The organism is Sphingomonas sanguinis (assembly GCF_001476905.1).
In the GTDB taxonomy this organism is placed as follows: domain Bacteria; phylum Pseudomonadota; class Alphaproteobacteria; order Sphingomonadales; family Sphingomonadaceae; genus Sphingomonas; species Sphingomonas sanguinis_B.
Genome location: NZ_LDTE01000063.1, coordinates 22,969 through 33,726 on the forward strand (window position 1 = coordinate 22,969; position 10,758 = coordinate 33,726).

The following is a 10,758-nucleotide window of genomic DNA, read 5'->3' on the forward strand; positions in this document are numbered from 1 at the left end:
GCAAAAAGTTAGCCTTCGCCGCCCAAATGAGCCTGAGCCGCCGCCTTAGCGTCTGCGACCGACTTACCCTTCCGAGCAGGCTTAGCCGCAGCCTTTTCGACCTTCTGGCCCGGCTTGCGGCCAAGACCGATCTTCTTCGCCATGGCGCGGCGGCTTTCGGAGTAGGTCTGGGCGACCATCGGGTAATCGGTCTTCAGGCTATAGCGCTCGCGATATTCTTCGGGCGTCAGGCCATGGGTCGCGAGATGTCGGCGCAACGTCTTGTAGGGCTTGCCGTCGATCATCGAGACGATGTGGTCAGGCGATGCGAGCGACTTACGCACCGATACAGCCGGGGTGTACTCGACTGGCGCTTCAATCTCCGTCGTCGCAGCGCCACCGCCCATCAAGCTCGAAACCGTCTCATGCATTTTGTGCAGGAACGCGGGGACATCATCGGCCGACGTGCGGGTATTGGGGTTAGCGAGCCACGCTACCGTCAGTTCGGTGGCGAGTTCGACAGCGTCAATTTCAAAGTTTTCATCGGCCATGTTTTCGATCCTTGGATGGGAGACGTTCGCAGATAGTCTGCATGGCCGTAGGTGCAAGTAATTATCTTCAGCTAAGAAGCGCAGCCGCCAAAACGATGATTATGAAAGCGATAATCATCGTCTTTCCGATACCGATCCCAGATTTGGAAGGTTCAATTTGCGGCCTATCCACCGACACCATCGGCCAGTTCACTTTTGGGGGCTTCGGCTTCGGCTTGCCGTGCAGGGTCGAATAAGAGAGGCCAGACCCCGGTATTCCGACTGTCGTCCGAACGCCCCGCTTGCTCACGTTCATGGTCGCGCCGCGACCGCCAACGCTCGTGCTGAAGCCCGACTTGCTGACGTTGACCCGGACACCGGGCATGATTTTGATCGACTTGCGAAACCGAAAGCCCATTTCTCGCTCCTCCCGATTATTTGATCAGTTACAGCCAACCTATCTAAATAATAGGTGCCAGACAAACCGAAGTCGTTCCGATGTCGAACGAAATTCACCAAAGGCGGCAGCAGCGGCCTTCGCGATCGTTCTGCATCATACCGCCGACAGCGCCTCGCCATTCTCAACGCCGAACCATTGTGCCGCTATTGCCGTGCTCTCGGTCACGTCACCCCCGCAACAATCATAGACCACATAATCGCGCTCAGCCTTGGCGGGACCAACGATATCGCGAACCTCGCGCCCGCCTGCCGCGCCTGCAATGACGCCAAGGCAATCATTGAGGCGCGCTATTCTAATCGAGGCTATGACATCACCTCGATTGGCCTCGATGCGGAATTGGGCGAATGGCTCAGGCGTGCCGGTCCTTCACCCGTCACCTAACTCTGCAATGGGCATTATTGGCATGCCAAACTGACCCGCGACGGTGGCGATCCTACAGACAAATAGCTCTTCGACGGCAGGGATATATTTTCGATCGGAAACTTTCCGATGAATGTCTTCCCAGACAAAATCTGCGACGCGCACATGGGCATCTTGTAGTTGCAATTCCCTTCTGCGAAGCGTCATTCCATTAAGCTGCGTGGTTATGCGCCAAAGCTTCCAATCTTTGACATGGGCATAACCATCACGGTCATTGGCCCAGTTCAAGATAGAAAACTTTGAATCAATTCCGTTGTGATTATCGATACGACCAAATATGTCTTCCGACTTACCAATCTTGATGATAGTATGATCTTGCGATGGAAACTTTCTCCGGTGCGCATCATGGAGCGTTGGCGACCACATCGCATAGCAACCGATAACATCCGCGCGGTAATCTGATTTTGGCATCGCTACTCCCTTACGCTGAGGAGAGTAAGACTTCGCATCAGCCATCAGCCTAACGCAAACGGTTAACACGAGGGAAATGATCCAAAATTTGGAAATCGGCAGCGATTTGAACCGCGATGATAAATACATTTGGAGGTTCGACCTCCCAATCAAGCGCGTCATGAAGGGGGCGGGGTGAAATCATCCCGTCCCCTCAAAGGCGTACACCGCACCCCAGCCTTTTTTTCTTCATGTCAGAATGAAATTTCAGGCCTCAGACCTATCCTGTTCACCGCCGGGATGATCCAGCTTAGCAGTTGCCTCCTCAAAACTGTCGAGTAGACCACGAAATTCGGCCAGCATCTCGTCTGACATAACTTCTTTCGCGCTGCCGATTGCATACATATCCTCGGCCAGCATTTGGGCTGCCCTTTGAAGCTCACGCGCCCGCTCCACATTATGCGCCGCATCACGTATAAGCCGCTTCGCTCTCTCTAAGTCGCTGTCTGCTTCTCGCTGAACCTTACGTGTAAATGCGCTGACGTTATCGAGTAATTCGTCTGCCCTTCCCGTCGCCCCTTCAAACTCAGCGCGAAGTAGTTTCATTCGATATGCTTCGAGCAGAGACGAAAATGTCGACACACCAATCAGGATCGTCAGGCCGATCCTAAAGTAGTCCATCCAAGACAACGCCGTCCAAACGTTTGGACCAACCTTGAGAAGCGGCTGCACAACGTATCCAAAGATGCCGTTGACGAAAAAGGCCATGGCGAAAAGCCATGCTGAAAATATCAGAATTTTGGTCGGCTTCGGCCCGATATGCTTCTCGACCCGGTCGAGCAATTCAGCAAAACCCAGATCAAGCGACAATTGCGAACCTCCCGAACTGCGTAGCGTGCTAAATAAAAGCATGAAAACCGGGCGTAGAATAGCAAATCCAACCGCCAAAGCGCTCGCGGGCACTTTCCGCGCTGACCGCCACGCCGACATCACCGAAATCGGGACGCCTGCCAAGAGCGCCCCAATCCCTCCCCGCTATCTGACCAAGGAAGCACGCTCGGTTTGGCGTGAGGAACTGGACCGGGTCACGGCCTGTGGGATCACAGACGCAGATAGCAGCCTATTTGCCCGCTACTGCACCATGGAAGCCCTCTATCGCGACCAGATCAGCGCGGGCGAGCTACCCAAGGCTGCACTTCTGACTGAGCTTCGCCGCATGGCTGAATTACTCGGCATTGCGGGGCTTCGCTCTCGCCTCGCGCGCGTAGGAACGGCGGATAAGCCCACGGCATCGCCCTTCACCGTCCGGCCTAAGGTGCGCTGATCCTAAATATCGGGTGAGAAGATTCACCCGAAACAGTTTTTCAGCCGTCGCCGCCGTTTATGCCAAAGACATATTGAGTGGAAAGACGCCTGCGTGCGTCCAGATCAAGCAGGCGGCGCAGCGTTTCCAAGCCGATTTTGACCGCCGGGACCTCATCTTCAGTGAAGATGCGGTCGATCACGTCTGCAATTTCATACAGGGCCTTGTCCACGTCAAAGGCAAATGGGCTGGCCAGCCCATCCGCCTTGAACCGTTTCAGGTCTTCGCGCTTGCGAACATCTTTGGATGGCTCGAAAAAGCCACCGGCCTCAGGCGCTACCGCCAAGCCCTCATCCTGTTGCCGCGCAAGAATGGCAAATCACTCCTCGCCGCCGGGATCGCGCTCTACATGGTATTCGCAGACGGCGAGCCGGGTGCGGAAGGGTACTCCGGCGCAACGTCACTGGAGCAGGCCAACGAGGTGTTCGAGCCCGCCCGCCGCATGGTGGAGATGTCGCCGGGACTGGCCGAAGCCCTCGACATCAGTGTGGCGAAATCCGCCGTTTATAGTGTCACGAGCGGTTCGAAATTCTCTCGTGTCATCGCCAATACCAAGGATGGATCATCGCCCCATTTCGCGTGCTGCGATGAGCTTCATCAGGCCCGCGACGATACCCAGATTAACGCCTTCCGCACTGGCATGGGCGCGCGCTCACAGCCGCTTCTTCTCATCATCACCACGGCGGGCAACAATCTCGCTGGTGTCTGCCATGCTGAGCAGATGGAGGCCGAAGCCGTATTGGCTGGCCTGAAGGCCAACGACCGATTGTTCGCCCTCATCTACACTATCGACCCCGGCGACGACTGGCGTGACGAAGCATCGTGGCGGAAGGCCAATCCGTGTTGGGGCGTGAGTGTCGGTGCCGCCTATCTACAGGACCAGCTTAGCGAGGCGCGCCAGTCGCCTGCCAAACAAGCTGCGATCCGCACCAAGCATCTCAATCAATGGGTCGCGAGCGCAGCGGGATGGCTCACGACGCAGTTGTGGGCGTCGGCGATAGATGAAACGCTCGACATCACCCGCTATCGTGGCAGGGAAGCCTATCTCGCCGCTGACATCTCGACGCGTCAGGACCTCACTGCCGTTTCGTTGATCATCCCAGACGGCAACCGCAAGATCATCTTCCCCTTCGCCCATCTTCCCGAAGGCGCACTGGACGCATCTCCGAATGCTCCCGCGTACCGAGATTGGATCGACAGCGGCCACTTGAGCGCGACGGAGGGCACAGCATCTGACTTTGCAGAAGTCATGCGTCACGTCCTCCGGCTATGCCGTGACTTCAAGATTGTGAAGGCGATCTTTGACCCATGGCAGGGCGAGTTTCTACGTCAGGAGGTCGAAGCACTTGGAATCGAGACAGAGATTTGGCCTGCATCTGCCCCTGCCCTCTGGACTACCACCCTTGATGACTTTGAGGCCGACCTGAAGAACGGCCATATCCGCCACCCCAATAACCCGGTGTTGAATTGGTGCGCGGCCAATGTCGCCGTTTCTGAGAAAGGTGTGACGCGCATTCCCGTGAAGCCGTCAAAATCACAGAAGCATCAGAAGATTGACGCGATGACCGCGACATTGATGGCGTACGCTGCGTCTTGCGAAACGCGCCCTACCCCGCCCGTCAAACTGACGTTCGCCGTCTTGGACTAATCCCATCTACCTAAATAACCAATGGGTTTTATGGATTGGCTCTTTGGAGCGACAGAACAGAAGTCAGAATACAATACAGTAACGCCGACGATCTCCTCACCGGAAGCGGTTGAGGCGGCACTTCGCGAAACTATGGGTATCGGCGTTGGCGGCACGACTGTCAGCGCGGTTCATGCTTGCGCTCGCGTCATCGCTGAGGGCCTTGCCCTCCCGCCGTGCTATCTCCATCGCGAAACATCTGGCGGGCGCATCGCGGCAACCGATCATTCGCTCTACAATCTTCTCAACCGTTCACCGAATTCGCGTCAAACCAGCTACGAATTTCGCGAACAGATTGGCTGGCATCTCGCGTTAAACAGCAACGCCCACGTCTTCATCAATCGCTCTCAGCGCACGAGCGAAATTCTTGAACTTCTACCCATCGACCCCGGCAACGTCGCGATAGAGGTCGATGAAACCAAGCTGGGCGGTGAGGTCCGCTACTACCTCTACGGGATGCGTGTCCCATCATCGCAAATTTGGCACCTCAAGGGACCGGCTTGGCTCTCCTATGAGGGGATGCCCACGATCAAGGCGGCTCGCAATGCCCTCGGCCTTGCGACCGCGACCGAGACGTACGGCGCAAACCTATTTAAAAACGGCGCAAAGCCGGGAGGCATTCTGTCTCCTTCAAACGGCACAGTGCTGAACCCCGAACAGGTCCGCGAACTCACCGAATTTTGGAACTCACAGGCCAAGGGAGTGGACAACGCTCACAAAACAATCCTCCTCCCCGCTGGCGTTGAGTTCAATCCGCTCGCCTCCACGGCCAACGATGCACAGTGGATAGAAGCTCGCCGCTACCAGATTGAAGAAGTCTGCCGATTTTTCCGGGTCAGTCCAACGAAGGTCTTTCAATCGCTCGGTTCACAGTCCTACGCGAGTGTTGAGCAAGTCCACATCGCGCACGATCAAGACACGGATGCGCACTGGCACGCTCGCTACATGCAGTCAGCCGAAAAGGCGCTTTTGACAGATGCCGAACGCGTCGCTGGCCTTCGCGTCACGATAGATAACCGCGACTTCCTGCGGGGCACCGCCAAAGAACGGATGGAATATTATAAAAACGGGATCGCGAGCGGCATCTTCACCCGCAATGAAGCTCGCGAAATGGAGGGTTTCGATCGTTCCGATGATCCCACGGCCGACCTCCTGACACCTGCCGTCAATCTATTTGGTCCCGACAAACAGCCGCAAGCCCCCGCCGAATAAATACCCTCATGGAAAAGAAGGCTTTCGCGGGGAAGATAGAGGTTAAATTTGCCGAAACGGAAGGTGCGACGGCGCGCACTTTCGAGGGTTATGGCGCAGTTTTCAACAATGTGGATCAGGCGCGCGACATCATCGCGCCCGGAGCATTCAGCGTCACGCTCGAAGAACACAAATCGGCGGGAACGATGCCCGCGATGTTCTTCAATCACGACGCCTTCGCGCTACCGATTGGCGTGTGGACTGATCTCACAGAGGACTCAACCGGCCTCAAAGCCAGCGGCCAATTCCTCGACACGACAGCGGGTCGTGACGCCTACGCAGCGGTGAAGGCCGGGGCAGTTTCTGGGCTGTCCATCGGATATATCGCGACCGGATATGAAATAGACGGGAAGACGCGGACCATCACCGAAGCGAAGTTGATCGAAATCTCGGTCGTTACCTTCCCGTGCAACGAATTGGCGCGTGTCGCGAGCGTCAAGAATCAGGAGAATGACATGGATGAAGATTTGAAGAAAAAACTTACGGCTGCGGGCTTTGGCGAAGACGCGATCACAAAGCTTTTTGACAGCCGTGAGGACGATACCGCCGACGACGAGGTCACGGAAGACGAAGATGAAAAGTCGAATGATGTCGAGGAAGACGCCGACGATGAACAGCAAGCTAAATACCACGAGGCTGCGTTAGCGGCCATCCGATCGAGTGTTGCAACAATCAAGGAGATGTATGTCCGCTAATCTGAATACCGAACTCAAGAATCTCGAAACCGAGTTCAAGTCTGCCGTAGACCGTGCAGAAACCAAGCAGGCTGACGCGCTGAACACGGCGCTGACCGAGCTTCGCGCCGAAATTAAGGCGCTCGAAACCGCCGCAAATCGCCCCGCCATCGTGTCGAACATTACGACTGACAATGAGACGAAGGCGTTCAACATGTACCTCCGTGGCGGCGACTCCATGGAAATCAAAGCGATGTCGGCGCTGGTCCCGGCTGAGGGCGGCTACACCGTGCCGAAGCTGATCGACAGCCAGATTCAGAAGGCCGTGATCGACATCTCGCCGATGCGCTCGGTCGCGCGGGTCATCTCCGTCACGACGCCCGACTTCCACATTCCGTTCTCCGTGGGCGGGACCGCGTCGGCATGGGTCGGCGAGAAGGACGCTCGGCCCGAAACCGCCGCGTCGTCGCTGGTCGAAATCGTGCCGTCCTTTGGCGAGCTATATGCCAGCCCGTTCGTCACTCAGACGATCCTTGAGGATTCCGCATTCGACATCGCGAGTTTCGTAACCAGTGAGGTCGCGACCGAGTTTGCTCGCGCAGAAGGTGCCGCATTCCTCCTCGGCGATGGCGTGAAGAAGCCGAAGGGGCTCCTCAACGTCACCACAGCGTTCACCGCCGACTCCACCCGCGCCTTCGGCACCGTTCAGGCCGTGAAGACCGGCGACGCCGCGAAGATCACCGCTGACTCCATCATTGCGTTGGTCCACTCGCTGAAGGCCGCGTACCGCCCGAACGCCCGCTTCATCATGAACAAGGACACGCTTGGTCAGGTTCGGATGTTGAAGGACACCACAGGTCGCTACCTGTGGCAGGATAGCCTCCAGTCGGGCGTCCCCGGCTTGCTCGCTGGTTATGAGGTGGTGGAAGCCGAAGACATGCCGAACATCGCAGCGAACTCGACGCCTATCGTCTTCGGTGACTTCCAGCGCGCCTACACGATTGCCGACCGTGTCGGGATGTCGATGCTCTACAACCCGTATATCGCGCAGCCTTACGTCACCTACCAGACGCGTAAGCGTGTGGGTGGCTGTGTCGTGGATACCGCAGCTTACAAGCTTTTGAAGGTCGCGGCATAAGCCGGAATAGCAGGATGAAAAGCGAAGAGCGGGGAGCAATCCCCGCTCTTTTCGTATCAGCATAAATATCTTCATGCTGATCACACAAAGCGAACTTCAAGAATGGCTCAGAATTGATGCGGGAACCGACCCAAACGCGATACAGATGCTGGTCGAGTCTGGCGCGGATATTGTCGAACACCTGACCAGCCGACGCATTCGACCTTACACCGACAGCGACGGGAAGCTCGTGACGCCGATCGTCCCGACTGCCTTAAAACACGCCATCGCCGTTCACGTCGCGGCGCATTTCGATGATCGCGCGGGCGACGCCACTGCCGCCATGACGACAATCACCCGTCTTTGCGCCCCATTTCGGGTGTTTTCGCTGTGAAGATCAACGCGGGACAACTTGACCGGCGATTGACGCTCCTGAGCGCGCGCAGCGGTTCGTCCAACATCTCCCTGACGCGTGTCGCAGCGGGGGCACCCGCTATCGAACCCGATGATACGAGCGGCTCCTCGCTCATGTTCTTCGCCGCAGGCGCTGGCGCGAGCGATGACGCGGGCAGCTACGACGATGCAGGCAACGAACAGGACGAATTCGGTCAGGTCATCACCAGCTTTCGCCAGATCGCTTTGCTGCATGCCCAGCGCCTCGAATTGCGCACGCAGGACGCCGCGCGGGCGGGTGGTCGCGACACATACTCCACGGCTCGTTACCTTATCCGCTATCGCCCCGACATCACCACGGCGATGCGTGTCCAGATCGATGACACCGAATTCGACATCGTGGCGATCGACCAGCCAGACCGCCGCCAGACGATGGTCCTCACACTGGAGGAGCGTCTGTGATCACCGCGAACCTGCGGGGTCTGGCCGCGCTCCAAGACCGCTTGGAAAGCCTGTCGAAGCAGGAAGCCACCAAAGCTGGCCAGATTGCGAACCGCGCAGGCGCGGCCACGTTGCGCAAGGAGGCAATCAAAGAGGCCCCAAACTCACCCAAGACTTCCGAAGGCGAAACGCGCACCCGTCATAATAAGGGTGGCACGACGCGGCAAGAAACGCATGGGAAGATCGTCAACAACATCAAGGTAAAGAAACTTAAGAGCGCTGACCCCACGCAGGTCAAGAACGCGGTGACGATCGGCTCACGCGCGTACCATTCTTCATTCGTTGAGTTCGGCAGCATTCACAACGCCGCCGACCCCTTCATGATTCGCGCGCTGACAAACTCTCAGCAATCTATCATCGATACAATCGGCAAAGTCCTGAACAAGCAGTTGATTAAGCGCGGCGTCTAAATACCGTATGATCGACCAGCTTCTAAATGCGCGCCTCAAAACTTGTATTCCGAATGTCTACCCCAGCGTAGCGCCAACCGCTTACGCTCTTCCATGCGCGGTCTATCAGCTTCTCGAAACACAGGTCACGACCGATCTTGACGGATCAGTAGGCGACGAAGGCTTCGTAACGTTCCAAATTAGCATATCGAGTGAGTCTTACGGCCAAGCGAAAATCCTTGCGCGCGCCATCCGAAACAGCCTCATTATCTGGCGTGAAAACGGTGTCGAGACTGTCGAGTGGCTTGACGAACATATGATGGCCGACACCACAACGCAGGCCACACTTCACCGAGCACTCTTGTTCTTCAAATTCTATACAACCGTCTAAATCATGCCACGGAGATAAATATCCTGAACTATAGTTTTCAGGAGAAATATGGCCAAGAACGTTTTGCCGTCGCAGGGAACGACAATCTCAATCAAGACCGGTAGCACCTATACAAAAATCTCGGGCGTCACCGACTTTAGCGGCATCGGCTCGGGCGCTGCATCCATCATTGACGTGACGGACTTGGATTCCGTCGCAAAAGAAAAACAGATGGGTATCCCCGATGAGGGTTCGATCAAGATCAGCGTGAACTACATTGTTGCGGACGCTGGTCAGGTGGCATGTGACACCGCGCGCACCGCCGGTACGCTGGCATCGTTCAAAGTAGTGGCGAGCGGCACGCAGTGGACGTTCGACGCCTTCGTCCCGTCGTTCGAAAAGTCGGGCGGCGTCGATAAGCAGTGGACCGGCGCGATCACGCTTGAGGTCAGTGGCCCAGTCACAAAGGGCACTGCCGCCTGATGCTCCTCTCACGAGACGCGATCCTTGCCGCCCCCATTCCAACCTCTGATGTTGAGGTTCCTGAGTGGGGCGGCACCGTGCGCATCCGCGCATTGTCGGCGCGGGCGCGCGTGGACCTCCTCGATGCCATCTACGCCAACGATGCCGCGCATACCGCTTGGAAGGAAGATCAGGCATTACCGGAGGTCGAGCGTGAAGGCCTGCCCCGTGTCGATCTCTACGAACAAGCGATCCTGACCGTGATCTTCGGGATCGTGGACGAAAACGGCGACCAGATGTTCAGCGTCGCGGACTATGACGCCTTTGCGGAACTCGACTACCAGACCATCGTCTCACTCTGGCAGGCCATGCAAGAACACGCCCGGCGTGATCCCGAAAGTCTAAAAAAAAATTCCGCGCCAGCCCGGAAAGGCGCTTCCTCTTCCGGCTCGCTCTCGCGCTCGGCAAAACGGTAAGCGAACTCAATCGGCAGCTATCGCCAGATGAGATGGCAGAGTGGGAAGCCTACCACTTTTTCGAACCCTTCGGCTCTCCCGCTGAGGACGATCGCACCCGCCTTCTCCTCGAAATGGAGTGGTATAAGCGAACGGAAAAAGAGGCTCCCCATTTCCTCGACCGCGACCCCGAAGAAACTGCCCGATTAGAGGCAAAGCGCGCCGCAGCCGTCACGCTTGAAGATCGTATTGCAGCGGCGTTCGCGGGGTTCAACGTCATTGAGGATGACACTGGCTACTAGGGCTGAGACTCAATC

General features: G+C 57.0%; 17 protein-coding genes. 13 read left to right on the forward strand and 4 right to left on the reverse strand.

The genetic code is table 11. From position 1 onward, the window contains the following. Positions 1–8: 8 nt before the first annotated feature. Both SB4_RS10515 and SB4_RS10520 read right to left on the reverse strand, forming a co-directional pair. Positions 9–530 (reverse strand): Ros/MucR family transcriptional regulator, encoded by a 522-nt coding sequence (locus SB4_RS10515; RefSeq protein WP_058752526.1) that lies wholly within the window; start codon positions 528–530, stop codon positions 9–11. Between the two features lie 67 nt (positions 531–597). Further along, positions 598–927, reverse strand: coding sequence for a DUF4236 domain-containing protein (locus SB4_RS10520; RefSeq protein WP_058752527.1), 330 nt, complete (start codon positions 925–927; stop codon positions 598–600). A gap of 54 nt (positions 928–981) precedes the next feature. Here SB4_RS10520 and SB4_RS18955 point away from each other — a divergent pair, with 54 nt between their 5' ends. Continuing rightward, positions 982–1,350 (forward strand): HNH endonuclease, encoded by a 369-nt coding sequence (locus SB4_RS18955; protein WP_082670110.1) that lies wholly within the window; start codon positions 982–984, stop codon positions 1,348–1,350. Here SB4_RS18955 and SB4_RS19600 read toward each other — a convergent pair. Both SB4_RS19600 and SB4_RS10525 read right to left on the reverse strand, forming a co-directional pair. Further along, complete coding sequence (locus SB4_RS19600; RefSeq protein ID WP_153006176.1) at positions 1,336–1,845, reverse strand: hypothetical protein; 510 nt, start codon at positions 1,843–1,845, stop codon at positions 1,336–1,338. The two genes, SB4_RS18955 and SB4_RS19600, sit on opposite strands and share 15 nt — an antisense overlap. A gap of 201 nt (positions 1,846–2,046) precedes the next feature. After that, entirely contained in the window at positions 2,047–2,649 is a 603-nt protein-coding gene (locus SB4_RS10525) for a hypothetical protein (RefSeq protein ID WP_193753793.1), read from the reverse strand. Positions 2,650–2,689: 40 nt separating this feature from the next. Here SB4_RS10525 and SB4_RS10530 point away from each other — a divergent pair, with 40 nt between their 5' ends. The 12 genes from SB4_RS10530 (at position 2,690) to SB4_RS10585 (ending at position 10,743) form a co-directional block, all read left to right on the forward strand. Next, entirely contained in the window at positions 2,690–3,103 is a 414-nt protein-coding gene (locus tag SB4_RS10530) for a hypothetical protein (RefSeq protein WP_058752529.1), read from the forward strand. A 13-nt stretch (positions 3,104–3,116) separates the two neighbouring features. Then, positions 3,117–4,790, forward strand: a complete 1,674-nt coding sequence (locus SB4_RS10535; RefSeq protein ID WP_058752530.1) for a terminase large subunit — start codon at positions 3,117–3,119, stop codon at positions 4,788–4,790. Between the two features lie 30 nt (positions 4,791–4,820). After that, a complete protein-coding gene (locus SB4_RS10540) occupies positions 4,821–6,041 on the forward strand; it encodes a phage portal protein (RefSeq protein ID WP_241488581.1) in 1,221 nt (406 codons plus the stop codon). 8 nt (positions 6,042–6,049) lie between these two features. Further along, the gene (locus SB4_RS10545; protein WP_058752532.1) at positions 6,050–6,775 is read left to right on the forward strand and encodes an HK97 family phage prohead protease; all 726 of its coding nucleotides are present in this window, start codon (positions 6,050–6,052) and stop codon (positions 6,773–6,775) included. After that, on the forward strand, positions 6,765–7,892 hold the full coding sequence (locus SB4_RS10550; RefSeq protein WP_058752533.1) for a phage major capsid protein: 1,128 nt from the start codon (positions 6,765–6,767) through the stop codon (positions 7,890–7,892). Before SB4_RS10545 ends, SB4_RS10550 begins: the two co-directional genes overlap by 11 nt. A gap of 73 nt (positions 7,893–7,965) precedes the next feature. Beyond that, positions 7,966–8,265 (forward strand): head-tail connector protein, encoded by a 300-nt coding sequence (locus SB4_RS10555; RefSeq protein WP_058752534.1) that lies wholly within the window; start codon positions 7,966–7,968, stop codon positions 8,263–8,265. 29 nt (positions 8,266–8,294) lie between these two features. Beyond that, entirely contained in the window at positions 8,295–8,726 is a 432-nt protein-coding gene (locus tag SB4_RS10560) for a phage head closure protein (protein ID WP_206598000.1), read from the forward strand. Continuing rightward, positions 8,723–9,175, forward strand: a complete 453-nt coding sequence (locus SB4_RS10565; protein ID WP_058752535.1) for an HK97-gp10 family putative phage morphogenesis protein — start codon at positions 8,723–8,725, stop codon at positions 9,173–9,175. The genes SB4_RS10560 and SB4_RS10565 overlap by 4 nt, the downstream gene beginning before the upstream one ends. Positions 9,176–9,182: 7 nt before the next feature. Beyond that, complete coding sequence (gp17, locus tag SB4_RS10570; protein WP_058752536.1) at positions 9,183–9,545, forward strand: tail completion protein gp17; 363 nt, start codon at positions 9,183–9,185, stop codon at positions 9,543–9,545. A gap of 48 nt (positions 9,546–9,593) precedes the next feature. Then, a complete protein-coding gene (locus SB4_RS10575) occupies positions 9,594–10,007 on the forward strand; it encodes a phage tail protein (protein WP_056437615.1) in 414 nt (137 codons plus the stop codon). Then, entirely contained in the window at positions 10,007–10,462 is a 456-nt protein-coding gene (locus tag SB4_RS10580) for a hypothetical protein (protein ID WP_058752537.1), read from the forward strand. Before SB4_RS10575 ends, SB4_RS10580 begins: the two co-directional genes overlap by 1 nt. Before the next feature lie 32 nt (positions 10,463–10,494). After that, complete coding sequence (locus SB4_RS10585; protein ID WP_058752538.1) at positions 10,495–10,743, forward strand: hypothetical protein; 249 nt, start codon at positions 10,495–10,497, stop codon at positions 10,741–10,743. Positions 10,744–10,758 lie beyond the last annotated feature (15 nt).

Excerpts from the sequence above, each read along its gene's own strand:
- SB4_RS10540 (WP_241488581.1), top strand. The coding sequence starts at position 4,821 with ATGGATTGGCTCTTTGGAGCGACAGAACAGAAGTCAGAATACAATACA.
- SB4_RS19600 (WP_153006176.1), bottom strand. The coding sequence starts at position 1,845 with ATGGCTGATGCGAAGTCTTACTCTCCTCAGCGTAAGGGAGTAGCGATG.
- gp17 (WP_058752536.1), top strand. The coding sequence starts at position 9,183 with ATGATCGACCAGCTTCTAAATGCGCGCCTCAAAACTTGTATTCCGAAT.
- SB4_RS10550 (WP_058752533.1), top strand. The coding sequence starts at position 6,765 with ATGTCCGCTAATCTGAATACCGAACTCAAGAATCTCGAAACCGAGTTC.
- SB4_RS10515 (WP_058752526.1), bottom strand. The coding sequence starts at position 530 with ATGGCCGATGAAAACTTTGAAATTGACGCTGTCGAACTCGCCACCGAA.
- SB4_RS10580 (WP_058752537.1), top strand. The coding sequence starts at position 10,007 with ATGCTCCTCTCACGAGACGCGATCCTTGCCGCCCCCATTCCAACCTCT.
- SB4_RS10575 (WP_056437615.1), top strand. The coding sequence starts at position 9,594 with ATGGCCAAGAACGTTTTGCCGTCGCAGGGAACGACAATCTCAATCAAG.
- SB4_RS10520 (WP_058752527.1), bottom strand. The coding sequence starts at position 927 with ATGGGCTTTCGGTTTCGCAAGTCGATCAAAATCATGCCCGGTGTCCGG.
- SB4_RS10555 (WP_058752534.1), top strand. The coding sequence starts at position 7,966 with ATGCTGATCACACAAAGCGAACTTCAAGAATGGCTCAGAATTGATGCG.
- SB4_RS10545 (WP_058752532.1), top strand. The coding sequence starts at position 6,050 with ATGGAAAAGAAGGCTTTCGCGGGGAAGATAGAGGTTAAATTTGCCGAA.
- SB4_RS10530 (WP_058752529.1), top strand. The coding sequence starts at position 2,690 with ATGAAAACCGGGCGTAGAATAGCAAATCCAACCGCCAAAGCGCTCGCG.
- SB4_RS10585 (WP_058752538.1), top strand. The coding sequence starts at position 10,495 with ATGGCAGAGTGGGAAGCCTACCACTTTTTCGAACCCTTCGGCTCTCCC.